A 22,699-nucleotide genomic window follows, 5' to 3' on the forward strand; every position below is an offset into this window, starting at 1 on the left:
TCGCAGCCCTGTCCCCGTACGAAGAGGTTCTCCGTGTCCGTCTCTGTCATCCGTCGCATCGCTTCTCCGAGGAAGGCCGTCACCTCCGCCGCCGTGGCCGCCGCCACCGCCGGCATGGTGCTGGCCTCGGCCCCGGCGCACGCGGCGAACGCCACGGCGCCCGCGCAGGCTCAGGCGATCGCGCACAAGATGATCCCGGACGCCGCCCAGTTCACCGCGTTCAGCAAGATCGTCGAGCATGAGAGCGGCTGGAACGTCGCCGCCACCAACGCCTCCTCCGGCGCCTACGGCCTCGTCCAGGCCCTGCCGGGCTCGAAGATGGCCTCGGCCGGCTCCGACTGGAAGACCAACGCGGCCACTCAGATCAAGTGGGGCCTGGACTACATGAAGTCCCGCTACGGCAACCCGGCCGCAGCCTGGAAGTTCTGGCAGGCCAACGGCTGGTACTGACCCGGCCACCCCGGTCCGGCAGCCGCGCGCACCCTGCGCCCCACGACGGGCGGGGGTGCGCGTGCGTGTCCGGACGAAAAGGACGGCGCCTCAAGACTCCTGGCCGGAGCGCGGCCTGGAGCCGTGCTCCTGGTGTTCTCCCTGTACCGCGTAGGCGGCGGGAGGGAGGCCGGTGTGGTGGCGGAAGAAGCGGCCGAAGTCGGCGGGGTCGGGGAAGTTCAGGTGGGCGGCGACGGCGCGGGCGGTCCAGCCGGCGGGGGCGAGCAGGCGGCGGGCTTCGAGGAGGCGGCGTTCGTCGATGACCTGGCGGGCGCCGTCGTGGCCGGCGTCCTGGGCGGCGCGGGTGAGGGTGCGGACCGAGCAGCCGAGCAGCCGGGCGTAGTCGTCCACGTGGTGCAGCTCGCGGAAGTGGAGCTCCAGGGCGTCGAGGAACCGCCGGTGGAGTGCGGCGCGGCGGGTGATGGGCGAGGGGGTGGCCGGGGCGCCGTGGCTGTGGGCGAGGCGCAGCAGGAGGGCCTGGAGGAGACTGCGGCGCAGGGCGTGGTGGAGGCCGAGGGGGCGCCGCCCCAAGGCGCGGTGTTCGTCGAGGAGTTGGTGGGCGGTGCGCTCGGCCCAGGGAGCGTCGTCCGGGTGCGGGGTCAGGACGGCGGGTGCGTCGTGCGCGGTGGCGGGGGCGAGCAGACGGGCGGTCCCGGCCTCCAGGACGTCCGGCTCGAAGAGGATGAAGGGCCCGGTGGTGGTGGAGGGCGGGTGCCAGCACTGCACGTGGCCGGGGCGCACCCAGAGCCATTGGCCGGGGGTGATGATTCGGGTGATGTGGTCGACGTCGTGTTTCAGCACGCCGGATGTCACGAGGATCAGGTAGTGGAAGGTGGCCCGGCCCGGGCGGGGTGGGTTCCACGGCCAGTCGTCGTGCTCGGCGTGGAAGTCCTCGATTGTGGTGACCTCCAGGCTGTACGGGGTTCCGGCCGGCGGCTGGAAGCCGTACAGCGGAGTGGGTGCGCCGCGGGGAGGGTCGGCGGTCCCGTCCGCGCCGAAGTGTCCGTCAGAGACCATCATGTGTCCGCAGTTTAGCGCCCTAACCGGGCAAGCGCCGGACAAAGTGGTTCCCGGGTCCGCGACAGCGGGCCACCGGTGCCGTCCGGCACCGGGAGTTCACACGTGCCGGTGGATACGACCTTCCACGGCGTCCACGAAGGGACTCGGTATGAGCGTCGACAAGGCAGCGATCAGCAAAACCGTTCTGGAGCTGGAGAAGGCCCTCAACGAGCGGTGGAGCGCCGGCGACAACCGCGGCTACCTCGACAACTACGCGGAGGAGATCAGTTACTTCGATCCGACCCTGGAGGACGTGGTCGTGGGCCGCGACAAGGTGATCTCCCACGTGGAGGCGATCTACTCGAACCCGCACATCGTGCGCAGCGAGTACCTGAACCCCGCCGTGCACGTCGGCGACGGCGGCGACTTGGCGGTCCTGGCCTACAACCTCCACACGTACGTGCTCGACGACGACGGCAAGGAGCGGCGGCTGCGGGCCTGGAACGCCACGGAGGCATACCGGCTGATCGGCGGCGAGTGGCGGATCGTGCACTCCAACTGGGCGTTCACCCGGACCGCGACCGAGGCGATCGCGTCCTGAGCAGGAGACAGGGACCGTACGGAGGAGGAAGGAGACACGCGTCATGGACGGCGGACAGGTTCAGCGGCTGGCCGCTCAGTGCGCCGAGGCGCTGCCCGGCACCGTGCTGGAGCACCCTTTCGGCCCCGAGTGGGACGTGCACAAGGTGCGCGGCAAGGTGTTCATGCTGGTCACCGAGGTGACCGGGAAGCCGATGGTGATCCTCAAGTGCGCGCCCGACGAGGCGGCGGCCCTGCGTGAGCAGTACGCGGAGATCACCCCCGGCTACCACATGAACAAGAAGCACTGGATCACCCTTCACGGTGGCGACGCCATCGATCATGGCCTGGTCGAGGAGCTGGTCACGGACTCCTACCGGCTGGTGGTCGCGGGTCTGCCGAAGGCGCGGCAGCCGGTGGACCCGAGGTCGTACGCTCGACGTGCCGGGGCCGGGCGGTGACCGTCACCGGGGAACGGCTGGTGTTCCTGATCATCAGCGACGTACCTCCCGGCCGACGGCCCGCCCGGACCTGACCGCCCGCGTCCCGGCAAGGTACGCGCCCTCACCCACGGCGGCGGGGGTGCGCGCGGATGTACGGCGTTTCCGTGCACCCGTGGTGGACTGGGGGCCGCCCTGCCCGTCGCACCGACCGGAGAGCACATGACGGCGGAGAGCCGGACCGAGGACACCGAGAACTTCGACGACCCCGAGCGGCGCGGAGTGCGCCTGGTGGTCGTGCTGCTGGTGCTGACCGTGGTGAGCGGCCTGATCGACGCGGTGAGTTACCTCGGCCTCGGCCGGGTCTTCACGGCCAACATGACCGGCAACGTGGTGGTACTGGGCTTCGCCGCGGCCGGAGCGCCCGGCTTCTCCGTGGCGCACGCGGCGGCATCCCTGAGCTGCTACCTGGCGGGAGCCGTGGTGGGCGGCCGGGTCGCGGCGCGCCACGGCGGCGGCTCCCGCCGGACCTGGGCCCGGGTGATGCTCGGCGGCGAGGCGGTGCTGATGGGTGGATCGGCGGCTGTCGCCTTCTTCGCGCCGTTCCGCACCACGTACGCGCTGATCGCCCTCACCGCATTCGCCATGGGCCTGCGCAACGCGACCGTTCGCAAGCTGGGCGTGCCCGACCTCACGACCACCGTCCTGACCATGACCCTCACCAGCCTGGCCTCCGACTCCCCCGTCGGCGACGGTTCGAGTCGACGCCACCCGCGCCGTATCGCCGCCGTCGTCGCCATAGCCGTGGGCGCCGCACTGGGCGCCTCGCTGGTCCTCCATCACGGGCTGGGCGTGCCACTGCTGATCGGGGCGCTGACGGCGGGGGTGCTTGCGGTGGTGACATCCGGCCGGGAGTAGGCCCAGGCAGCGGCCGCATCAGGCCTTCCCCGCCTTCACCGTCTCGGCCTTGAGGAACGTGCAGTGGAACGTACCGTCCTCATTCGTCGTGCGCTGGAGGTCGGTGATCCCGGTCCCAGTCCGCCGGAGGCACCAGACCCGCCTCCAGTGCCTGCTCACGTACGGAATCGACCACGGCCATGAAGGTGCTCCGGATGAATCCGCCCACCAGCGCGGGCCGTGAGCTGTCGGCGTACACGGTGCGCGGACGGACCGTCACCTGCTCGTAGCCGGCGGACGTCAGCAGCGGGTGCAGGGCGCGCCCGAGCAGCGCGTCGCCGCCCGCGGCGGACTGCAACCGGACCTGGCAGTCGATGGCGGCGCGCGCGGGCGTAGGCGCTGTCCGGATGGAAGAACACCGCCCCGTGGTCGCCCTCGATCACGGTGGGGGTTCCGCCGGGACGCACGAGGCGGCGCAGGGTCCGCAGCGCCTGGCGTTGATCCGCCAGGTGTTCCAGGACGAGGCAGACGAAGACGTGGTCGCCGCTTTCGAGGACAACGCGCTGGCGGCGCCCGCGCTCGCTCGGGGCGTGAAGACGCACCCGCTGTCGTGGCACCGCCAGTGCCCCGGCCCACCCGGACTGCTGCTCGGCTACGCGGTCCAACCGGGCACCGCCATCGCCGAGGGGGTGGCCGCCATCGCCGACGCGCTCGAGGACGTACGGCGCACCTTTAGTGCCGCCGCGGTCGGGGGACCCGTCGATCAGGCCCTCCGTTCCCGTCGCGCGCTCTACTGCGCGCTTGCCGTGGGACGGACGACGATCTCGTTGACGTCGACCTGCGGGGGCTGGGAAACGGCGTAGACGATGGCCTCCGCGATGGCGGAGGCGGGGAGTGCCACGGCGCGGTAGGTCTTCATGGCCTCCCTCGCGGCAGGGTCGGAGATGCTGTCGGCGAGTTCGGACTCGGTCACGCCCGGGGAGACGAGGGTGACCCGGATGCTTCCGCCGGACTCCTGACGCAGTCCTTCGGAGATCGCACGGACGGCGAACTTGGTGGCGCAGTAGACGGCGGCGGTGGGCGAGACCTCGTACGCCCCGACGGAGGCGATGTTCACGAAGTGCCCGCCGCCCTGAGCACGCATCGCGGGCAGCGCGGCGGCGATACCGTGCAGGACTCCCCGCACATTGACGTCGATCATCCGGTCCCACTCGTCGGTCTTCAGCGTCTCCAGCGGCGAGAGCGGCATCACTCCGGCGTTGTTGACGAGCACGTCCACTCGCCCATAGCGCTCGCGCGCGGCGGACACGAAGGCCCCGACGTCGTCGGCGTCCGTGACGTCCAGCCGCTGGAAGGCCGCGGTGCCGCCCGCCGTGGTGATCTCCTTGGTCAGCGCTTCGAGACGATCGGTGCGCCGCGCCCCCAGGAGCAGGCGGTGCCCGTCGGCGGCCAGCCGGCGGGCGGTCGCCTCTCCGATCCCGCTGCTCGCTCCGGTGACCAACACGACCTTGGCTGCGTCTGTCATGCCTGCGTTTCCTCTCGGTGGAGCATGCCGGCCATCTGCCGGCCCGACCGAGTCTGTGCAGGCCTTAGGCCGCCGACCAGGGCGTGTGCTGCCTGGGTGTGATGCACCCAGGCAGCACACGCACCCGCGGCCTAGTAGTGCTTCGTCAGGTTCTGGGAGCACTACTAGCCTGAGGGCATGACCGCCAACCACCTGGGAGAGTTCCTGCGCGCACGTCGGGCGGGCCTGCGGCCGCAGGACGTCGGCATGGTGAGCTGCGGCGTGCGCAGGGTCACCGGGCTGCGCCGTGAAGAGGTGGCCGTCCTGGCCGGGGTGAACGTGGATTACTACACGCGCCTGGAGCAGGGGCGCGAACGCCACCCCTCGGCCCAGGTACTCGACGCGCTCGGCCGTGCCCTGCGGTTGGACCCGGATGCCCACGCGCACCTGCACCGGCTGGCGGGGACGGCGCCCGGCAACCAGTTCACCCACACCACGGACCGCGTCAGTCCCGCCCTACGCCGGCTGATGGACGGCTGTCCGGGCGCTCCGGCGTTCGTCGTCAACCGGACCTTGGACGTTCTGGCGGGCAACGCCCTGGCCGAGGCACTCCATTCACCGTTCGAGCAGGCGGACAACCTGGCCCGCATGACCTTCCTCGACCCGGCGGGCCGGCAGTTCTACACCCGGTGGAGCGACACGGCGCAGGCCACCGTGGGCCACCTGCGTCAGGCGGCCGGCCTCGATCCCGACGACCCCCGGCTGCGGGGCCTCGTCCGCGCCCTCTCCGAACACAGCGCCGACTTCACCCGCTTGTGGAACGCCCACGCCGTGCGTGGCAAGGCCCAGGACGCCAAGCACTTGCTCCACCCGGAGGTCGGCCCCCTGACGCTCACCTACCAGTCGTTCGACGTACGCGACGCTCCGGGCCAGCAACTCGTCGTCTACCAGGCCGAACCCGGCAGTCCCAGCGCCCAGGCCCTGGGCCTGCTCGGCTCCCTCCACGCCGGCGCGAATCAGCCCGCCAGGTAGCCGTCGGCAGGACCTCACCTGGGCTGTCCGCTCCGCCCCGAGCCCTGGGGCGGTCGCGGAGGTCGCGGCGGTTGTCGAAACCTGCGGTTGCCGCCCGCGCCCTGCTGTTTCTGCCGCTGCCCGCCGGTGAGGCGGCCTGTGCGGTTCTTGGTGGTCTGGTGACGTCCTTCGGCTCGGCTCATGATCCGGGTGATGGTGTGCCAGGCCGCCTCGGGGCAGTCGCCCTGCGGGGTCGGCTTCAGGAAGTTGCCGTAGGGGACCCGGCGGGGCGGCAGGGTGACCTCCAGCCAGTGCTCGCGCTCGGTGTAGTCCCAGCCGTCGTTCGGGAACGGGATGTAGTCCCGCCGACCGGTCTTGTCCTTGCTGGTGATCTGCATGACCTCGGCGTGCGCGGCACGGTTGCGCACGATGACGCAGTAGTGCTGGAGCGTCTCGCTGTCGTTCTCCCGCTTCGGGACGTCGGCCAGCCAGATCTCGCCGGGCCGGGGGCGGCGCGACTCCCCGCCTGTGTCGGGACGTCGGCCCTGGATCACCACCCGCGGCGGCGGATCGTTGCGACGGCACCACCAGCGGATGGCGTGGAAGGTGATCGCCACGGCGAAGGCGGCGGCCACCGTCTCCAGGGTGGCGGTGAACGACCACGGCAGCTCGGTGGGGGTGCCGGTGGGGTGCGCCCGAAGGCTCGCGGTGATGGACCGGTCGACCCGCATGGCGCCCCAGGCGGCCAGGGCGGCGGCGCCGGAGAGCAGCGCGGTGTGCGGCAGCAGCACGAGCGGCTTCGGGCGGCGGCGCCCCTGGGCGGCCCAGGCGAGGGCGAGTACCACCAGCGCGGAGACCACCCACAGGACGGCGTTCTGGGCGGGCGTCGTGGTGCGCGGGCCGTGCTCCTGGTCGGCGAGCAGCGCGGGCAGGGTGATCGGCAGCAGCAGCACATAGCCGACGAACGGCCAGCCGAAGAGGAGCCCGAGGCAGCCACCGCATCCGCAGCCGGGTGTGTTCGATCGCCGTGCCATGCCTGTTCCCCCGACCGCCGTACCGTTGCGGTGACGATAGCGGCGGGTTGGCGGGGATGTCCGGGAAACAGGTCGAGTGGGTCAGACGTTCGACACGAGACCGTATGAGCCGGTTTGGCAGCCGGGACGGGCGGGTGACCGGTGCCCGCCCCGGCCGGGTGGCCGACCCGAGGCCGATCAGAGCCGCTGAATGATCGTCCCGGTGGCCAGTCCGCCCCCGGCGCACATGGTCACCAGCGCGAACTCCTTGTCGGCGCGCTCCAGTTCGTGCAGCGCGGTGGTGATGAGGCGGGCCCCGGTCGCCCCCACCGGGTGTCCGAGGGCGATGGCACCGCCGTTGACGTTGACCTTGTCGAGGTTCTGGTCGAAGACCTTCGCCCAGCTCAGCACCACGGACGCGAACGCCTCGTTGATCTCGACGAGGTCGATGTCCTTCAGGGACATCCCGGCCTTGCCCAGCACGGCGCGCGTGGCGTCGATGGGGCCGTCGAGATGGAAGTGCGGGTCGGCGCCGACGAGGGCCTGGGCGACGATCCGCGCCCGGGGCCTCAGCTTCAGCGCGCGGGCCATCCGCTTCGACGCCCACATGACGGCCGCCGCGCCGTCCGAGATCTGCGAGGAGTTGCCCGCCGTGTGCACGGCCGTCGGCATCACCGGTTTCAGCCGGGCCAGCGCCTCCGGGGAGGTGTCCCGCAGGCCCTCGTCCTTGTCGACCAGGCGCCACATGCCCTGCCCGGCGCGCTGTTCCTCCTCGGTGGTCGGGACCTGGACGGCGAACGTCTCCCGTTTGAAGCGCTCCTCGGACCAGGCGACGGCGGCGCGTTCCTGTGAGCGGAGCCCGAGGGCGTCGACGTCCGCGCGGGTCAGACCGCGGTGGCGGGCGATGCGCTCGGCGGCCTCGAACTGGTTGGGCAGGTCGACGTTCCACTCGTCGGGGAAGGGCTTGCCGGGCCCGTGCTTGGACCCGGAGCCCAGCGGCACGCGTGACATGGCCTCCACGCCGCAGCTGATGCCCACGTCGATGACGCCGGCCGCCACCATGTTGGCGACCATGTGACTCGCCTGCTGCGACGAGCCGCACTGGCAGTCGACGGTCGTCGCCGCGGTCTCGTACGGCAGCCCCATGGCCAGCCAGGCCGTGCGCGCGGGGTTCATGGACTGCTCCCCGGCGTGGGTGACGGTGCCGCCGACGATCTGCTCGACCGCGTCGGCGGGGATGCCGGTGCGGCCGAGGAGCTCACGGTAGGTCTCGCCCAGGAGATAGGCGGGGTGGAGATTGGCGAGCGCGCCGCCGCGCTTGCCGATGGGCGTGCGTACGGCTTCGACGATCACGGGCTCCGAGGCCATGGGATGCGTCCTCTCCCTGGGGCCTGTCCGGCGGGCAGGCCCGGTCAACCCGCGCGGCGCGGGCGTCCCGGCCGCCCGCCACGCGGAACTAGTACGCGTTCTAGTTCCGTGTGCAGTCTGCGGACAGGGGGTCCACAATCGCAAGGGGGATGCAAGCAATTGAGGTGGCCGCACCCCTTGCTACTTGTAGAACCCGTTACTACCTTCACGGCAACCGTGGTTCCTGATGGACCGTCAGATTGGTGGGAGTGAGTCGCTCATGCCCTGTCCCGCGCTGCCCGACGGCTTCGACTTCACCGACCCCGACCTGCTCCACCACCGCGTCCCGCTGCCGGAGTTCGCCGAACTCCGGCAGACCGAACCGGTCCGCTGGATCCCGCAGCGGCACGGCCTGGCCGGGTTCGCGGACGACGGCTACTGGGCCGTGACCCGGCACGCGGACGTCAAGTACGTCTCCACGCACCCGGAGATCTTCTCCTCCTACCTCAACACGGCGATCATCCGGTTCACCGAGCACATGCGGCGCGAGGCGATCGACGCGCAGCGCCTGATCCTGCTGAACATGGACCCGCCGGAGCACACCCGGGTCCGTCAGATCATCCAGCGCGGCTTCACCCCGCGCTCGATCCGCGCCCTGGAGGACCGGCTGCGCGCCCGCGCCGAGGCGATCGTCGCGGCGGCCGGCGCCCGTTCCGGCCCCTTCGACTTCGTCACCCAGGTCGCTTGCGAACTGCCGCTGCAGGCCATCGCCGAGCTGATCGGCATCCCGCAGGACGACCGGGCGAAGATCTTCGACTGGTCGAACAAGATGATCGCGTACGACGACCCGGAGTACGCGATCACGGAGGAGATCGGCCAGGAGTCCGCCGCCGAACTGATCGCCTACGCGATGAACATGGCCACCGACCGCAAGCAGTGCCCGGCCCACGACATCGTGACCACGCTGGTCGCGGCGGAGAACGAGGGCAACCTCAACTCCGACGAGTTCGGCTTCTTCGTGCTGATGCTGGCGGTGGCCGGCAACGAGACGACCCGCAACGCCATCACCCACGGCATGCACGCCTTCCTCACCCACCCCGAGCAGTGGGACCTCTACAAGCGCGAGCGCCCGTCGACCGCCGCCGAGGAGATCGTCCGCTGGGCCACCCCGGTCAACTCCTTCCAGCGCACGGCGGCCCAGGACACCGAACTGGGCGGCAAGCACATCAAGAAGGGCGACCGCGTCGGCCTCTTCTACGCCTCCGCCAACCACGACCCCGAGGTGTTCACCGACCCCGGCGCCTTCGACATCACCCGTGACCCCAACCCCCACCTCGGCTTCGGCGGCGGTGGCCCCCATTACTGCCTGGGCAAGTCCCTGGCGGTCCTGGAGATAGACCTGATCTTCAACGCGACAGCCGACGCGATGCCGAACCTCCGCCTCGCCGCCGACCCCCGCCGGCTGCGCTCCGCCTGGATCAACGGCGTCAAGGAACTCCGGGTCACCACGGCCTGACCCTCCACATGCCCGGGCCGGCGGCTCCCGGCGCCGCCGGCCCGACCCGGGGAGGCAGGAACGCCCCTACGCCCTGTTCCTGCCTCCCCCGGGGGATGTGCAGCGTCATGTACATCCCCGGGATGAGCACCGCCCCGGGTTGCATCCGCGGGCTGATGACCGGGCCGGGCGGCGCCACCTAGCGTCCCTGTCATGACCAGCGAAGAGATGAGCGGCACGGGAACAGGGGCCGGGGCGGTCGCCATGCGGGAGGCGGTTGTCCGGGTGCGCGGGTTACGCGAGGAGTACGGGGACACCGTTGCCCTGAACGGGGTGTCATGGGCGTGATCAACGAGACCGCTCCGGCGCTCCTTCCGGAGCGGGCGGCATGAGCGCGGTGTGGCGGGCCTCGGTCGCGGCCGTGCGCCGCCGCCGGCTGCAGACCTCGGTGATCGGGGTGGTGGCGCTGGTCTCCAGCATGGCTCTGGTGGTCGCTCTCGGGCTGCTGGACGTCGTGTCCGGCCCCTTCGACCAGATCTTCGGCCGGGCGCACGGCGCACACGTCATCGCCACCTTCGACGCGACGAAGGTCTCCGGCGCACAGCTGTCCCGGACCGCGCACCGTCCCGGTGTACGGGCCTCGGCCGGACCGTTTCCGGAAGCCGTGATCCAGATGCCGGAGAAAGCGGCGTCCGAGATGCCCGGGATGGCACCGGGCCCCCTGACCGTCGTGGGCCGCGCGGACCCCGGTGGCCCGGTCGACCGGCTGGACCTGTTCGCCGGGCACTGGGCCTCCGGACCCGGCCAGATCGTGCTGTCACTGCCGGACGCGCCCGGGATGGCCAGCGGGCCGCACTCACCCCTCGGCAAGCGGATCCGGCTGCCCGGCCGGCGGCCGTTGAGCGTGGTGGGCCTCGCGTCCAGCGTGAGCGGGACCGCGCAAGGCTGGGTCTCCCCGCGGCAGATCACGGCCCTGCACCCCACGACGTACCAGATGATGTACCGGTTCGACCGCGCCGCGACACCCCGTCAGGTCACCGAGGACACCGCGGCGGTCAGCGCCGGCCTGCCGTCCGGATCGCTGATCGCCCACCAGTCGTACCTGACCTTGAGGGCGCAGGTCGCGGCCAATCCCAACACCTTCGTGCCGTTCCTGACGGCCTTCGGGATCCTCGGCCTGCTGGTGGCGATCCTGATCGTGGGCAATGTGGTGAGCGGTGCCGTGGTCTCCGGCTTCCGGCACATCGGCGTGCTCAAGTCCCTGGGCTTCACGCCCCGACAGGTCCTCGCCGTCTACCTGGTGATGGTCTGCGTCCCGGCCACGGCGGGCACGGCGGTCGGCACGGCCCTGGGCGGGGTGGTGGCACGGCCGCTGCTGCACCAGGTCTTCCAGGGCGCACAGCTCGGCACCGCGAACATGGAGCCGACGATCGGCTCCTGGGCGTACGCGACCGCCGCCATCGGCACGCCCGTCACGGTGCTGCTGGCCGCGCTGATCCCGGCCCTGCGCGCCCACCGGCTCTCCGCGGCGCGCGCCATCAGCGCGGGCAGCGCACCGCACACCGGGCGGGCGCCTACCGTACAGCGGTGGCTGACCGGCGTCCGGCTCCCCCGCTCGGTCACCCTCGGCCTCGGCCTGCCCCTCGCCCGGCCCGGACGGGCCCTGCTCACCGTCGCCTCGGTGCTGCTCGGAGTGGCGACGGTGACCTTCGCCACCGGCCTGTCGGCCACCATGGTCCGCTACGGCCACGCGGCACAGGACTCCGGCAAGGCACAGTCGACCGTCTGGCGAGGACAGACCAGGTTCGATCAGACCGCCCCGCACCACGACGACGTCACGACACAGAAGCTCCTGCGCTCTCTGCCGCATGTCGCGGACGTGGCCGCGGTGGGTTTCACCGACGTACGGATCCCCGGCCGGAGCGAAGGAGTGGCGATCGAAGGCGTGCGCGGGGGACGGTCGACTTTCCCGGACAGCCTGGCGCGGGGGCGCTGGCCGCGCAGGCCCGGCGAGGTGGTGGCATCCGGCAGATTCCTCGCCAAGCAGGGGCTGCGGCTCGGTGACGCCTTCAGTGTGACCGTGGCGAACGGCCGACACGAGCGCGTGACCCTGGTCGGGGAGATCCTGGGCGCCCCGGAGAACTGGATGCGCGCGGACTGGGCGACGATGACGGCTCTGGCACCGGACGCGCAGGCCAACCAGTACTGGGTCCGGCTCACCCGCGGCGCCGACCTCGACGCCTACACCAAGGCCGTACGAGCCGCTGACCCGGGGCTCTACCCGGAAAAGAACACCGCGCTCAGCGCGGACGCCGTGACTGTCATCAGCTCCGCCTCCGCACTGACCCTGATGCTGACGCTGGTCGCCGCCATGGGCGTGTTCAACACCGTCGTGCTCAGTGCACGGGAGCGCCGGCGGGATCTCGGGATGCTCAAGTCGATCGGCATGACGCCGCGCCAGGTCACGGTGATGATGGTGGTGTCCATGGCCGGGCTCGGCCTGCTGGGCGGGATCCTGGGACTGCCGCTCGGCGTCGCGGCGTACCACGTGGTGATCCCGATAACCGAACACTCGGCCCAACTCACCTTCCCGGCGCGGATGCTGGATGTCTGGCACCCCGGGTCGATGACACTGCTGGTACTGGCCGGGGTGGTGATCGCGGCACTGGGCGCGGTGATCCCGGCACGCCTGGCGGCACGGCAGACCATCGCCCGGGTGTTGCGCACCGAGTGAGCAAGGGGCGCGGCCACCCTGGTCCCTTGGGCGGCGCCGCGCCGATCACGTCCCCAGCCGGCCTGGCGGGCCGAGGCGGGTACGGCGATCACTCCGGGGGGGGCGACACCGCCCCCTGCTCACCGGAGCGAATGCGGGAGACCAGCGGTGCGGTTCCTCGGACCGGGCGCGAGAAGGATCACATTCGGGCGGCCGGAAACCGGCTGGTCGGTGGTGGGACGTGCCTGTACACGGCACATTTAGATGCTGCATGCATCGAGATGCGTACGCCGCGTGACGTGCACCGATGCCCCTATGGTCGGTTTTCGGCCCGCCCGCCGACGTGCGGACCGCGTCCCAGTCCCCGTCGAAAGGCAGGCGAGCGAAGCTTTGGCCAGTGCCACAGCCGCCTCTTTGTCCACCCCCCTGAAGACCTCCCGGGTCCCCAAGGCCACCGTCACCGAACCCGCGCTGGTCAAGCGTGCCGTGAAGGCCGCAGCGCTGGGCAACGCCATGGAATGGTTCGACTTCGGTGTCTACAGCTACATCGCGGTGACCCTGGGCAAGGTCTTCTTCCCCTCCGGGAACGCGACCGCCCAGCTCCTGTCCACCTTCGGCGCCTTCGCCGCGGCGTTCCTGGTACGGCCGCTCGGCGGCCTGGTCTTCGGCCCGCTCGGCGACCGTGTGGGCCGGCAGAAGGTCCTCGCGGTCACCATGATCATGATGGCGGCGGGCACCTTCGCGATCGGCCTGATCCCGTCGTACTCCACGATCGGCGTCGGCGCGCCGCTGCTGCTCCTGGCCGCGCGGCTGGTGCAGGGTTTCTCCACCGGCGGTGAGTACGCGGGCGCGTCGACGTTCATCGCCGAGTACGCGCCGGACAAGAAGCGCGGTTTCTTCGGCAGCTGGCTGGAGTTCGGCACGCTGGCGGGCTACATCGGCGGCGCGGGCCTGGTCACGGTGATGACGGCTCTGCTGTCCTCGCACGACCTGCTGACCTGGGGCTGGCGGATCCCGTTCCTGATCGCGGGCCCGATGGGCATCATCGGCCTGTATCTGCGGCTGCGGCTGGAGGAGACCCCGGCGTTCGCGGCCGAGGTCGAGAAGGCCGAGGCGAGCCGGCCGCGGGTGCCGCTGCGCGAGATGGTGGCCGGGCAGTGGAAGGCGCTGCTGCTGTGCATGGGCCTGGTGCTGGTCTTCAACGTCACGGACTACATGCTGCTGTCGTACATGCCGAGCTACCTCACCAGCGAGCTGAAGTACGACGAGACGCACGGGCTGCTCGTGGTGCTCGGCGTGATGGCGCTGATGATGATCGTGCAGCCGCTCGCGGGTGCGCTGTCCGACCGGGTCGGCCGTCGGCCGGTGATCGCGGCGGGGTGTGCGGGCTTCCTGCTCCTCTCCATCCCGGCACTGCTGCTGATCCGGCAGGGCAGCCTGCTCGCGGTCGGGCTCGGCATGGGGGCACTGGGGCTGCTGCTGGTCTGTTTCACCGCGGCCATGCCGTCCGCGCTGCCCGCGCTCTTCCCGACCCGGGTGCGGTACGGCTCCCTGTCGATCGGGTTCAACGTGTCGGTGTCGCTGTTCGGCGGCACGACTCCACTGGTGGTCACCGCGCTGATCGGGGCTACCGGGAACATGATGATGCCCGCGTACTACATGATGGCGGCGGCCGTCGTCGGCGGGTTCGCGGTGTGGCGGATGACGGAGTCCGCGGGGCGTCCGCTGCTGGGGTCGGCGCCGTCGGTGGAACAGGGCTGACTGCATCCGGCGGGTGAGCGGTCCGGTCCCGGGGGGTTCCACCCGAGGCCCGACGGGAGTCCCCCGCACCGGACAGGACGCCAGCACCCGCACCCCTGCGCCCCCACAGGGCCGCGGGGTTCCATGGGGGCTCTTACAGGTGTTGTACCGGAGTCACGCATGCGGGCTCCCATTCCCGCCCCGAGGGGCTTCGCCCCTTCGACACCACCCGGGTCCGCGCCCCGGCCCCCGTGGGGCTATGCCCCTGCACCCCGGTGTGGCCCGTCCTGAACCAGGGCAGGGTCTGGCCCTGCGGGGCTCCGCCCTACGCCCCCGTGCGGTGCGCCAGGCCGTGCAGGATGAGGGCGAGGCCCGCCTCGAACGCCGACTCGTGATCGATCACCGGCACGTCGGCCGGCAGCTCCGCGGCGTCGCAGGGGCCGAGATCCGCCTGCTCTTCCAGGACGCTGCCGACCGTGAAGCGGCCGGCGGCCAGCATCGCCATCTGCGCCTCCCGCTCGGGCACACCGGAGGCGACGAGGAACTCCATCTTGCGGCGGATCCGGTCGAGGTCGCCGGTGGGGGTGGTGCCGGCGTGGAGCCGGGCGCCGTCCCGGCGCGCCAGCAGGGTACGTCTGAAGCTGCGCGTGTTCTCCAGGAACCAGTCGCGCCAGTCGTCGCCGGGCGTCGGCAGCGGCTGCTCCGCGTGGGGCGCCATCGCCGCATCCGCCATGGCGGCCAGCAGTTCCCTCTTGGTGCGGAAGTACCAGTAGAGCGACGGCTGCTCGACGCCGAGACGCTTCGCCAGCCGCCTCGTGCTGACGGCGTCCAGTCCGACTTCGTCGAGCAGGCCGAGCGCCTCGGCGACGACGGTCTCACGGTTCACCTTTGTCACGTTGACAATCTATCGCTGATAGATGAATCTCAAAAGAAATCATTCACTGATAGATTCTGGAGCGCGGGCATGACCACAGGATTAGGAACGCAGTCCCTGCGGATCCTCGTCGTCGGCGGCGGCATCACGGGGCAGGCCCTGGCCTTCTGGCTCACGCGGGGCGGCCACCGGGTGACCGTGGCCGAACGCTTCCCGGCACTGCGGGCCGCCGGCGCCCAGGTGGACCTGCGGGGGCAGGGCATCGAGGCCGTCAGCCGGATGGGCCTCCTCGACGCCGTGCGCGGCGCGCTCGTGGACGAGCGGGGTGTCGCCTTCCTCGACGCCCGCGGGAAGGCCAGGGCGACGATCATGGCCAATGCCTCCGGAAAGGGCCGGCAGACCCTCACCTCCGAGTACGAGATCATGCGCGGCGACCTGGTGCGCATTCTCCACGACGCGACGAAGGACGACACCGAGTACGTCTTCGGCAGGAGCGTGGACGGCTTCGAGCAGGACGAGCACAAGGTCGTCGCGCACTTGTCCGATGGCTCGTCCGGAGAATTCGATCTCCTGATCGGCGCGGACGGACAGGGATCACGCATCCGGCGGGCGCTCCTGCCACGGGGCTTCGACCCGTACTGGCGCGTCGGCATCCACATGGCCTACTGGTTCGTCCCGCGCATCGCCTCCGACAGCGACATCCGGGACACCTACATGGTTCCGGGAGGCCGCCAGATCATGCGCCGCAGCCACAACCCGACCGAGACCCAGGTGTACTTCGTGCTGCGGGAGGAGTCCGAGGAAGCATCCGCGATCCACCGCGCGCCCGTCGAGCGCCGGCAGGAGTTCTGGGCCGACCGGTTCCGCGACGCCGGCTGGCAGACCGAGCGCTTCGTCGCGGGCATGAAGACCAGCCCGTTCTTCTACTCCCAGGAGATCGTCCAGGTCCGCACCGGCACCTGGTCCGACGGCCGCGTGGTCCTGGCCGGCGACGCCGCGCACTGCGCCTCCCCGTACAGCGGCATGGGCGTCTCCGGTGGTCTGGCGGGCGCCCACGTCCTGGCCGGCGAGATCAACCGCCACTCCGGCGACCTGCCGACCGCCCTGGCGAACTACGACAGGGCGCTACGGCCCTTCACCGACGAGATCCAGGGCCAGGTCAACCCGCGCCTGCTGCGGCTGGGCCTGCCGATGACCCAGCGCGCGATCGACGCCTTCCAGGCCACTACCGCCCTCGCCTGCTTCTTCCGCGTCCCGGAACTCGCCGCCCGCTTCTCCAGGGAGGACCGCGGCGGCGACTGGCGGCTCCCCGCGGATCCGGCACCGGTCAGCCGTGCCTGAGCCCTGTTCACGTATGCGGAAGCCGGCGTCGGTGGCTGCGGTGGACACGCCGTGCCGGCAGGGGGCCCGGCCGGGCGGAGGGAATGCGGACGGGGCCGGGTGCATCGGTGGCATGCTGGCGGTGGCCGTGGCGGGGGCGACCGTGTTCGCCGTACGGCGGTCACGGCGGCTGCTCCAGGTGCCGCCGGGGTATCCGAGTTAGTACCGGGACACGGAAAGGCAGTGGACGCATCATGAGCGGGTCACAGCTCTGGGACGACGTCGACTTCTACTTCAGCAGTCACCTCTCGCCCGACGACGAGGTGCTCCAGGCGGCGCTGCGCGACAGCGAGGCGGCCCAGCTCCCGCACGTCAACGTCACGGCGAACCAGGGCAAGCTGCTCCAGCTCCTCGCCGAGATCCACAACGCCCGCACCATCCTGGAGATCGGCACGCTCGGCGGTTACAGCACGATCTGGCTGGGCCGCGCCCTGCCCGCCGACGGGCGTCTGATCTCGCTGGAGTACAGCGCGAAGCACGCCGAGGTCGCCGTCCGCAACATCGCTCGAGCGGGCCTGGACAAGATCGTCGAGGTCCGGGTGGGCCCGGCCCTGGAGTCGCTGCCCAAACTGGCCGACGAGAACCCGGCCCCCTTCGACCTGGTCTTCATCGACGCCGACAAGGCCAACAACGCCCACTACATCGAGTGGGCGCTGCGACTCACCCGCGCGGGCAGCCTGATCATCGTCGACAACGTCGTACGCGGCGGGCGGGTCGTGGACGCCGAGAGCATCGAGCCCGACGTACGCGGCACCCGCGCGGCCATCGAGCTGATCGCCGCCCACCCGAGGCTGAGCGGTACGGCGGTCCAGACGGTCGGCAGCAAGGGGTACGACGGCTTCGCCGTGGCCCGGGTGCTGGCCTAGGGGCCGCCCCGCCTCGGCTTCATTCCTCGTGGTAGAAGCCCACGTTGACGCTGCGCGGCTCGGTGCGGTCCTGGACGATGATCTCGCCGGAGCCGCCCCGGGGCAGCCGTACGGTGCCGCCGTAGGCGATGGTCTGCGCGTACTCGCCGACGGTCAGCCGCACCTCGGAGGACGGGTCGGCCTGCGAGCCGCGCAGCCAGGACACCTGCCAGCCGCCGTCGGGCCCGCACAGGAACTCCAGGTGGACCCGTGAGACGAACAGCCAGTCCTCGGGCGTCACCAGGCGGCACACGGCCCCGTCCCGGCCCACCCGCAGCACGGCACCCGGTTCGCTGGGCGCGTCGGCCATCGTCATGCCGGCCGTGGCGCCCGCGTCCGCCGCGGAGACGGTGGCCATGGTGAGTTCGAGCACGGGCGTTCCCCCTGGACTGTGCTGGTACGGCGGCCGGATGGCGCTCCGCCGCCGCATGATAAAACGCCCGGCCGGGCCGCGTCCGGCACAATGGCCTCATGACCGAGCGAAAGCCACCCGGGGTGCCGTTCGAGTCCTGGGTCGACAAGCAGATCCGTGACGCCGAGGGGCGCGGCGAGTTCGACCATCTGCCCGGCGCGGGCAAGCCGCTGCCGAGGGACCTCGAGACCTCCTACGACGAACTGTGGTGGGTGAAGCGCAAGTTGGCCCGCGAGGGCCTGGCGGTCCTGCCGCCGGCCCTGGCCCTGCGCAAGGAGGCCGAGGACGCGCTCGCGGCGGCGTACGCGGCGCCCTCGGAACGGATCGCACGGAAGATCATCGACGACGTCAACGTCAAGATCCGCGACATGATGTTCAAGCCGCCGCCCGGCCCCCCGCTGGGCAAGAAGCCGTACGACGTCGAGGAGGTCGCACGTGAGTGGCGGGAGCGCCGGGCGGCGGACAGAACTGCGGACAGGACGGGTACGTCCGGGGCGTCAGAGGTGTAGCAGGCGCTCCGCCAGTTCGCGGTAGTCCCGCAGGACCAGGCGGAGTTGTTCGGTGTCGGCCTTGGCCCCGGCCTTGCCGTCGGTGGAGTGCCAGGACTGGCGCAGGGTGCGGCGCCGCTGGGTGATCGCCTCCGTGAAGCGGGCGGCGACCTCCTCCATCACCCGGTCGGCCTCCTCGACGGCGTCCCGGGGTCCGTCGACGAACCCGGAGACCGCCTGCCGCAGCCGTAGCCCGAGCTTGTCGCTCTCCTCGTGCGCGACGAGCGGTGAGGAGGTCGAAGAGGTGGAGGCGCTGGAGGCGGCAGGAGTGGTCCGGGCCGCCGTCGCGGTCTTCGTGAGGCCGGTCGCCCCGGTCGCCGGCCTCGCGGGGCCGGTCTCGGTGTCGGGCGTACCGATGCCGGTGGTTCCGGTGTCGGTCCCGCCGGTGCCGGTCCTCCCGGTGCGGGCCGTACCGATGCCGGTGGTCCCGGTGTCGGTCCTCCCCGTGCCGGATCCGCCGGTCCCGGGCCTCGCGGTGCCGGACTCGGCGTCCCAGGGGGCCCGGGTTCCGGAGGTCTCGGTCAGGGGCGTCTCGGGTGCGGATCCGGGATTCTCGGTCCCGGGCGTCTCGGTCGCGGGTGTCGTCGTGTCACGTCGGCTCGCATCGGTCATGTGTGTCACCTCCCCGCCACCTGGTGGCGGTGGAAGAAGCGGTTGGGCCGGTGGGCGTGCTGTGCCTTGTGGGCGACGGGGGTACGCGGCTCGGAACGCGTCAGCTCCTCGAACAGCGCCCGCGCCTCCAGCATCGCGGCGCGCAACTCCTCGGTGTCGGTGCCGGGCGTGCTGCCGTCGGCGGAGGTGCCGGTACCGCTCGGGGCGACGGCACGGTGGACGCGCCGGTAGCCCTGCACATGACCGGCGTGGTGCACGGACAGCGCGGCGAGCTGCTCCTCGTACTGCCCGCCGTCCGGGAAGCCGCGCGCGCCGGCCACTTCGGAGATCAGCCGGTCGACCTCGGCCACCGCCTCGCGCGGCGAGTCGACGAAGTGCTCCTGGGCGGCCGCCCAGCGGGCCTCGAACCGTTCGCGCTCCGCGGGTTCCAGGGGCCGCTCGTGCAGTCCGCCGTGCCGCTCCAGCCGCTCGGTCAGCTCGCGCTCGGCAGCCTTGGTGTCGCCGTCGTGCCGGGCCAGCACGTGGTCGTACTCGGGCCCGAAGCGCCGCCTCAGGTTCCGCCCGCCGTTTCCGCCGCGGGCGCGCATGGTCATGGCGGCCGCGACAACGACCACGGCCGCCACGATCACGATCAGGGCAATGATCAAGCCTGTGGACATGTCTGCCTTCCGGTGTGTCGGCCCCGTGGGCCGGTTCTTTGCCCGGGTTGCCCGGAAGGGAGCCCACAAACGACGCTCAGTCAGCGAAGCGACGCGTTCCGGTTACCGGCCGGCCTCCTGATCGAGTCGGTCGGAGGTGGTCCCGAGGCCGCTGCCTGTTTCCCCGGAAGGGCGAAGGGGACTCGGAAGCGGTGACAGGCGAGTACCTCCGGCGTGCGCCCCGACTCGTCGCCGTACCCGCACACCGCACCCGCGTCCGGAAGTGTCTCTGCGTAGCCTGGTCACCCACGCGCAGAGCGCCATCGCCGCCAAGGCCACCCTGGAGATCGCCAAGGGCATGATCGCCGAATACGCGCAGGTGTCCATAGGCGAGGCCGCACACCTGCTGACCGACTACGCGGACCGCCACCGGACCAGTCTCGCCGAGACCGCGCCAATTGCGCCATCGTGGCGGCGAGCCGCAACGGTTCGCCGACGCGGCGCGGTACTGCGGCGCGCACGCATATTCGGTTGCGGCGGGTGCCCGCCGTCTCCCGACAATGCGGGCATGACCTGGACCATCGCTCCCGAACCCTTCGACTCCCCGGTGGCCGCGGCGCTCTGGCGGGCGTACTACACGGAGGTCAGCGACCGCTGGTACCTGCTGCACGAGGGGCGGCGGACGGAGGCGGAGGAGCTGGAGCGGGAGATCGCGGCCCGTACCGGTGCCGAACTCGCGCCGCCCGCGGGGCGGTTGCTGGTGGCGCGGTACGACGGTGAACCGGCCGGCAGCGCGGGCGTACGGCTCCTGGACCCCGCCACCGCCGAGCTCACCCGGGTGTTCGTGCGGGAGGGACTGCGCGGCAGGGGCGGCGCGGCGCTCCTCGTGGCCGCCGCCGAGGAGGCGGCACGCTCGCTCGGCGCCGGGCGGATGGTCCTCGACACCCGCACCGACCTGGTGGAGGCCCGCGCCCTGTACGCCCGGCTGGGCTACGCGGAGTCCGAGCCGCACAACGACGACGTGTACGCCGAGCACTGGTTCCGCAAGGACCTCAACCGGCCCTGACGGCGGTCCCGTTGTGCGGCCGCTCCCGCTCCGAGCCGCACAGCTCGCCGGTCAGCTCCCTCACCAGCCGGTCCAGGTCGGTGGGCCGTTCGGGGCCCCACCAGTCGCCGAGCAGTTCGGCCAGCGACTCCTCGCGAGCCCGGGCCAGCCGTTCGGCGACCACTCGTCCCTCCTCGGTCAGGACGAGGTCGGGGCCCTGGCGCAGGGCGAGCCGGCCCTCCTCGGCCTGGCGGGCGGCCTCGATGATCACGTTCAGCGGCACGGAGGTGCGTTCGGCGAGCATGCCGGGCTCCACCGAGCCGTACCGCCTGATCCGCAGCAGCAGCCAGCTCGTCCCGGGCAGCAGGTCGTACCCGGCCCGTTCGGTGATGGTCCGGTAGATCTCCCGCCGCCCCTCGCGGGTGCCGAGCAGGGACAGCGCCCGGCACACCTCGTCGTACGAGGACCGCTCGACCGGGTTGGGGGCGAGGGTCTCCGACACGTCGGGGGCCGTGACCGAGCCGCGCAGCCGGTCCTCCTTCAGGAACCACGCCAGTACGAAACCGAGCAGGGCGACCGGCGCCGCGTAGAGGAACACGTCGGTGATCGACGAGGCGTAGGCGTGCAGGGCGGCCGGGCGCAGCGCGGGCGGCAGGGCGGCGATGCCGCGCGGGTCGGACTTCAGCGCGTCCGCGGACAGGCCGGCGGGCAGCCGGGCGCCCCGGAAGGCGTCGGTGAGCTTGTCGCCGAGCCGGCTCGCGAACACCGTGCCGAAGATGGCGACGCCGAAGGACGCCCCGATGGACCGGAAGAAGGTGGCGCCGGAGGTCGCGACGCCGAGGTCCTCGTACGAGACGGCGTTCTGCACGATGAGGACGAGGACCTGCATGACCAGGCCGAGGCCTAGGCCGAAGACGAAGAAGTACACGCTCATCACGGCGGTGGAGCTGTGTTCGTCGAGGCGGTGCAGCAGGAGCAGCCCCAGCACGGTGACGCCGGTGCCCGCGACCGGGAACACCTTCCAGCGGCCGGTACGGCTGACGATCTGACCGGAGACGGTCGAGGACAGCAGCAGACCGAACACCATCGGCAGCATGTGCACGCCGGACATGGTCGGTGAGACACCGTGCACGACCTGGAGGAAGGTCGGCAGGTAGGTCATCGCGCCGAACATGGCGAAGCCGACGATGAAGCTGATCACGGCGGCGAGGGTGAAGGTGCGGATGCCGAACAGCTTCAGCGGCAGTACGGGTTCGGCGGCCCGGCGTTCCACGGCGACGAAGGCCACGGCCAGGACGACGCCCAGCACCGCGAGCCCGATGATCTGCGGCGAGGCCCAGCGCCAGGTGGTGCCGCCCAGCGAGGCGACCAGGACCAGGCAGGTGGCGACCGCGGCGATCAGGAAGGTGCCCAGGTAGTCGATGACGTGGTGGGCGGCCTTGCGCGGGATGCGCAGGGCGGTGGCGATCACGGCGAGGGCGACGACGCCGACGGGCAGGTTGACGTAGAACACCCAGCGCCAGCTCAGGTGCTCGGTGAACAGCCCGCCGAGCAGCGGCCCCAGCACGCTGGTCGCGCCGAAGACGGCCCCGAACAGCCCCTGGTAGCGTCCGCGCTCGCGCGGCGGGACGATGTCGCCGACGATCGCCATCGACAGCACCATCAGCCCGCCGCCGCCCAGTCCCTGCAGCGCGCGGAAACCGATGAGCTGGGGCATGTTCTGCGCCATGCCGCACAGCGCCGAGCCGATCAGGAAGATCACGATCGCGGTCTGGAACAGCTTCTTGCGTCCGTACTGGTCACCGAGCTTGCCCCACAGCGGGGTCGCGGCGGTGGAGGCCAGCAGATAGGCGGTGACCACCCACGACAGGTGTTCCAGCCCGCCGAGGTCGCTGACGATGGTCGGCAGCGCGGTCGACACGATCGTCTGGTCGAGGGCGGCGAGCAGCAGGCCGAGGAGCAGGGCCCCGATCGAGACGAGGACGTTGCCGGGGACGTGCTCGGCGTCCTCGGGACTCTGTGGCTTCCTCGTCGTGCCGTGCGCATCCAGGGCCATGG

24 protein-coding genes and 1 pseudogene are annotated in these 22,699 nt (G+C 71.4%); 15 read left to right on the forward strand and 10 right to left on the reverse strand.

The features are described from left to right. The first annotated feature begins 33 nt into the window (after positions 1-33). Positions 34-450, forward strand: a complete 417-nt coding sequence (locus ACFYZQ_RS02760; RefSeq protein ID WP_389140880.1) for a transglycosylase SLT domain-containing protein — start codon at positions 34-36, stop codon at positions 448-450. Positions 451-540: 90 nt separating this feature from the next. On the opposite strand, the gene ACFYZQ_RS02765 is transcribed toward ACFYZQ_RS02760, so the two are convergent. Then, complete coding sequence (locus ACFYZQ_RS02765; RefSeq protein ID WP_389140882.1) at positions 541-1,509, reverse strand: helix-turn-helix domain-containing protein; 969 nt, start codon at positions 1,507-1,509, stop codon at positions 541-543. 148 nt (positions 1,510-1,657) lie between these two features. Between ACFYZQ_RS02765 and ACFYZQ_RS02770 the strand changes: the two genes are divergently transcribed. From ACFYZQ_RS02770 to ACFYZQ_RS02780, 3 genes are all read left to right on the forward strand, one after another. Then, positions 1,658-2,089: a YybH family protein gene (locus ACFYZQ_RS02770; protein WP_389140884.1), complete on the forward strand. Its 432-nt coding sequence runs from the start codon at positions 1,658-1,660 to the stop codon at positions 2,087-2,089. Positions 2,090-2,132: 43 nt separating this feature from the next. Then, positions 2,133-2,528, forward strand: a complete 396-nt coding sequence (locus ACFYZQ_RS02775; RefSeq protein ID WP_389140886.1) for an MmcQ/YjbR family DNA-binding protein — start codon at positions 2,133-2,135, stop codon at positions 2,526-2,528. Between the two features lie 201 nt (positions 2,529-2,729). After that, the gene (locus ACFYZQ_RS02780; protein WP_389140888.1) at positions 2,730-3,425 is read left to right on the forward strand and encodes a YoaK family protein; all 696 of its coding nucleotides are present in this window, start codon (positions 2,730-2,732) and stop codon (positions 3,423-3,425) included. Positions 3,426-3,580: 155 nt separating this feature from the next. Here ACFYZQ_RS02780 and ACFYZQ_RS02785 read toward each other — a convergent pair whose 3' ends face one another. Continuing rightward, positions 3,581-3,922, reverse strand: coding sequence for a hypothetical protein (locus ACFYZQ_RS02785; RefSeq protein WP_389141862.1), 342 nt, complete (start codon positions 3,920-3,922; stop codon positions 3,581-3,583). On the opposite strand from ACFYZQ_RS02785, the gene ACFYZQ_RS02790 reads away from it, so the two are divergent. Continuing rightward, the gene (locus ACFYZQ_RS02790) at positions 3,812-4,267 is read left to right on the forward strand and encodes a hypothetical protein (RefSeq protein WP_389141923.1); all 456 of its coding nucleotides are present in this window, start codon (positions 3,812-3,814) and stop codon (positions 4,265-4,267) included. The two genes, ACFYZQ_RS02785 and ACFYZQ_RS02790, sit on opposite strands and share 111 nt — an antisense overlap. Here ACFYZQ_RS02790 and ACFYZQ_RS02795 read toward each other — a convergent pair. Further along, the gene (locus tag ACFYZQ_RS02795; protein WP_389140890.1) at positions 4,195-4,929 is read right to left on the reverse strand and encodes an SDR family oxidoreductase; all 735 of its coding nucleotides are present in this window, start codon (positions 4,927-4,929) and stop codon (positions 4,195-4,197) included. The two genes, ACFYZQ_RS02790 and ACFYZQ_RS02795, sit on opposite strands and share 73 nt — an antisense overlap. Positions 4,930-5,106: 177 nt before the next feature. Here ACFYZQ_RS02795 and ACFYZQ_RS02800 point away from each other — a divergent pair, with 177 nt between their 5' ends. Next, positions 5,107-5,940: a helix-turn-helix transcriptional regulator gene (locus ACFYZQ_RS02800; protein WP_389140892.1), complete on the forward strand. Its 834-nt coding sequence runs from the start codon at positions 5,107-5,109 to the stop codon at positions 5,938-5,940. Positions 5,941-5,954: 14 nt separating this feature from the next. Here ACFYZQ_RS02800 and ACFYZQ_RS02805 read toward each other — a convergent pair whose 3' ends face one another. Together ACFYZQ_RS02805 and ACFYZQ_RS02810 are read right to left on the reverse strand one after the other, a co-directional pair. Next, positions 5,955-6,953 carry a hypothetical protein gene (locus ACFYZQ_RS02805; protein WP_389140894.1) on the reverse strand — a complete coding sequence of 333 codons (999 nt, stop codon included), beginning with the start codon at positions 6,951-6,953 and terminating at the stop codon, positions 5,955-5,957. Between the two features lie 177 nt (positions 6,954-7,130). Continuing rightward, the gene (locus ACFYZQ_RS02810; RefSeq protein WP_389140896.1) at positions 7,131-8,300 is read right to left on the reverse strand and encodes a steroid 3-ketoacyl-CoA thiolase; all 1,170 of its coding nucleotides are present in this window, start codon (positions 8,298-8,300) and stop codon (positions 7,131-7,133) included. Between the two features lie 259 nt (positions 8,301-8,559). On the opposite strand from ACFYZQ_RS02810, the gene ACFYZQ_RS02815 reads away from it, so the two are divergent. From ACFYZQ_RS02815 to proP, 4 genes are all read left to right on the forward strand, one after another. After that, entirely contained in the window at positions 8,560-9,795 is a 1,236-nt protein-coding gene (locus ACFYZQ_RS02815) for a cytochrome P450 (RefSeq protein ID WP_389140898.1), read from the forward strand. Between the two features lie 192 nt (positions 9,796-9,987). Continuing rightward, entirely contained in the window at positions 9,988-10,122 is a 135-nt protein-coding gene (locus ACFYZQ_RS02820; RefSeq protein WP_389140900.1) for a hypothetical protein, read from the forward strand. A gap of 40 nt (positions 10,123-10,162) precedes the next feature. After that, positions 10,163-12,508, forward strand: coding sequence for an ABC transporter permease (locus tag ACFYZQ_RS02825; RefSeq protein WP_389140902.1), 2,346 nt, complete (start codon positions 10,163-10,165; stop codon positions 12,506-12,508). 294 nt (positions 12,509-12,802) lie between these two features. Next, positions 12,803-14,248 carry a glycine betaine/L-proline transporter ProP gene (gene proP / locus ACFYZQ_RS02830; RefSeq protein ID WP_389140904.1) on the forward strand — a complete coding sequence of 482 codons (1,446 nt, stop codon included), beginning with the start codon at positions 12,803-12,805 and terminating at the stop codon, positions 14,246-14,248. Positions 14,249-14,552: 304 nt separating this feature from the next. Here the strand turns inward: proP and ACFYZQ_RS02835 are convergent, their stop codons facing one another. Continuing rightward, positions 14,553-15,122 carry a TetR/AcrR family transcriptional regulator C-terminal domain-containing protein gene (locus ACFYZQ_RS02835; protein WP_389140906.1) on the reverse strand — a complete coding sequence of 190 codons (570 nt, stop codon included), beginning with the start codon at positions 15,120-15,122 and terminating at the stop codon, positions 14,553-14,555. A gap of 69 nt (positions 15,123-15,191) precedes the next feature. Here ACFYZQ_RS02835 and ACFYZQ_RS02840 point away from each other — a divergent pair, with 69 nt between their 5' ends. Together ACFYZQ_RS02840 and ACFYZQ_RS02845 are read left to right on the forward strand one after the other, a co-directional pair. Beyond that, positions 15,192-16,442 carry an FAD-dependent monooxygenase gene (locus tag ACFYZQ_RS02840; RefSeq protein WP_389140908.1) on the forward strand — a complete coding sequence of 417 codons (1,251 nt, stop codon included), beginning with the start codon at positions 15,192-15,194 and terminating at the stop codon, positions 16,440-16,442. Between the two features lie 233 nt (positions 16,443-16,675). Beyond that, complete coding sequence (locus tag ACFYZQ_RS02845; RefSeq protein WP_389140910.1) at positions 16,676-17,347, forward strand: O-methyltransferase; 672 nt, start codon at positions 16,676-16,678, stop codon at positions 17,345-17,347. A 19-nt stretch (positions 17,348-17,366) separates the two neighbouring features. On the opposite strand, the gene ACFYZQ_RS02850 is transcribed toward ACFYZQ_RS02845, so the two are convergent. Continuing rightward, positions 17,367-17,759 (reverse strand): hypothetical protein, encoded by a 393-nt coding sequence (locus tag ACFYZQ_RS02850; protein ID WP_389140912.1) that lies wholly within the window; start codon positions 17,757-17,759, stop codon positions 17,367-17,369. Positions 17,760-17,857: 98 nt separating this feature from the next. On the opposite strand from ACFYZQ_RS02850, the gene ACFYZQ_RS02855 reads away from it, so the two are divergent. Further along, a complete protein-coding gene (locus tag ACFYZQ_RS02855) occupies positions 17,858-18,307 on the forward strand; it encodes a DUF1992 domain-containing protein (RefSeq protein ID WP_389140914.1) in 450 nt (149 codons plus the stop codon). Here the strand turns inward: ACFYZQ_RS02855 and ACFYZQ_RS02860 are convergent. Continuing rightward, positions 18,296-18,958, reverse strand: coding sequence for a hypothetical protein (locus ACFYZQ_RS02860; RefSeq protein WP_389140916.1), 663 nt, complete (start codon positions 18,956-18,958; stop codon positions 18,296-18,298). The two genes, ACFYZQ_RS02855 and ACFYZQ_RS02860, sit on opposite strands and share 12 nt — an antisense overlap. Before the next feature lie 5 nt (positions 18,959-18,963). Further along, a complete protein-coding gene (locus ACFYZQ_RS02865; protein WP_389140918.1) occupies positions 18,964-19,617 on the reverse strand; it encodes a hypothetical protein in 654 nt (217 codons plus the stop codon). 262 nt (positions 19,618-19,879) lie between these two features. Between ACFYZQ_RS02865 and ACFYZQ_RS02870 the strand changes: the two are divergent. After that, positions 19,880-20,038 (forward strand): annotated as a pseudogene (locus ACFYZQ_RS02870) (ANTAR domain-containing protein); the annotation flags it as partial. Between the two features lie 126 nt (positions 20,039-20,164). After that, entirely contained in the window at positions 20,165-20,662 is a 498-nt protein-coding gene (locus tag ACFYZQ_RS02875; protein WP_389141864.1) for a GNAT family N-acetyltransferase, read from the forward strand. On the opposite strand, the gene ACFYZQ_RS02880 is transcribed toward ACFYZQ_RS02875, so the two are convergent. Beyond that, positions 20,649-22,697, reverse strand: a complete 2,049-nt coding sequence (locus ACFYZQ_RS02880; protein WP_389140920.1) for a DHA2 family efflux MFS transporter permease subunit — start codon at positions 22,695-22,697, stop codon at positions 20,649-20,651. The genes ACFYZQ_RS02875 and ACFYZQ_RS02880 overlap by 14 nt on opposite strands. Between the last annotated feature and the right edge of the window lie 2 nt (positions 22,698-22,699).

The sequence above is a fragment of the Streptomyces sp. NPDC001843 genome (genome assembly GCF_042891955.1).
GTDB lineage: Bacteria > Actinomycetota > Actinomycetes > Streptomycetales > Streptomycetaceae > Streptomyces.

What these genes read in the sequence shown, in the direction of transcription:
- ACFYZQ_RS02790 (WP_389141923.1), top strand. Translation starts at nt 3,812, where the DNA reads ATGGAAGAACACCGCCCCGTGGTCGCCCTCGATCACGGTGGGGGTTCC.
- ACFYZQ_RS02795 (WP_389140890.1), bottom strand. Translation starts at nt 4,929, where the DNA reads ATGACAGACGCAGCCAAGGTCGTGTTGGTCACCGGAGCGAGCAGCGGG.
- ACFYZQ_RS02855 (WP_389140914.1), top strand. Translation starts at nt 17,858, where the DNA reads ATGACCGAGCGAAAGCCACCCGGGGTGCCGTTCGAGTCCTGGGTCGAC.
- proP (WP_389140904.1), top strand. Translation starts at nt 12,803, where the DNA reads ATGGTCGGTTTTCGGCCCGCCCGCCGACGTGCGGACCGCGTCCCAGTC.
- ACFYZQ_RS02875 (WP_389141864.1), top strand. Translation starts at nt 20,165, where the DNA reads ATGACCTGGACCATCGCTCCCGAACCCTTCGACTCCCCGGTGGCCGCG.
- ACFYZQ_RS02845 (WP_389140910.1), top strand. Translation starts at nt 16,676, where the DNA reads ATGAGCGGGTCACAGCTCTGGGACGACGTCGACTTCTACTTCAGCAGT.
- ACFYZQ_RS02805 (WP_389140894.1), bottom strand. Translation starts at nt 6,953, where the DNA reads ATGGCACGGCGATCGAACACACCCGGCTGCGGATGCGGTGGCTGCCTC.
- ACFYZQ_RS02800 (WP_389140892.1), top strand. Translation starts at nt 5,107, where the DNA reads ATGACCGCCAACCACCTGGGAGAGTTCCTGCGCGCACGTCGGGCGGGC.
- ACFYZQ_RS02880 (WP_389140920.1), bottom strand. Translation starts at nt 22,697, where the DNA reads ATGGCCCTGGATGCGCACGGCACGACGAGGAAGCCACAGAGTCCCGAG.
- ACFYZQ_RS02840 (WP_389140908.1), top strand. Translation starts at nt 15,192, where the DNA reads ATGACCACAGGATTAGGAACGCAGTCCCTGCGGATCCTCGTCGTCGGC.
- ACFYZQ_RS02815 (WP_389140898.1), top strand. Translation starts at nt 8,560, where the DNA reads ATGCCCTGTCCCGCGCTGCCCGACGGCTTCGACTTCACCGACCCCGAC.
- ACFYZQ_RS02775 (WP_389140886.1), top strand. Translation starts at nt 2,133, where the DNA reads ATGGACGGCGGACAGGTTCAGCGGCTGGCCGCTCAGTGCGCCGAGGCG.
- ACFYZQ_RS02820 (WP_389140900.1), top strand. Translation starts at nt 9,988, where the DNA reads ATGACCAGCGAAGAGATGAGCGGCACGGGAACAGGGGCCGGGGCGGTC.
- ACFYZQ_RS02825 (WP_389140902.1), top strand. Translation starts at nt 10,163, where the DNA reads ATGAGCGCGGTGTGGCGGGCCTCGGTCGCGGCCGTGCGCCGCCGCCGG.
- ACFYZQ_RS02865 (WP_389140918.1), bottom strand. Translation starts at nt 19,617, where the DNA reads ATGTCCACAGGCTTGATCATTGCCCTGATCGTGATCGTGGCGGCCGTG.
- ACFYZQ_RS02770 (WP_389140884.1), top strand. Translation starts at nt 1,658, where the DNA reads ATGAGCGTCGACAAGGCAGCGATCAGCAAAACCGTTCTGGAGCTGGAG.
- ACFYZQ_RS02765 (WP_389140882.1), bottom strand. Translation starts at nt 1,509, where the DNA reads ATGATGGTCTCTGACGGACACTTCGGCGCGGACGGGACCGCCGACCCT.
- ACFYZQ_RS02810 (WP_389140896.1), bottom strand. Translation starts at nt 8,300, where the DNA reads ATGGCCTCGGAGCCCGTGATCGTCGAAGCCGTACGCACGCCCATCGGC.
- ACFYZQ_RS02860 (WP_389140916.1), bottom strand. Translation starts at nt 18,958, where the DNA reads ATGACCGATGCGAGCCGACGTGACACGACGACACCCGCGACCGAGACG.
- ACFYZQ_RS02780 (WP_389140888.1), top strand. Translation starts at nt 2,730, where the DNA reads ATGACGGCGGAGAGCCGGACCGAGGACACCGAGAACTTCGACGACCCC.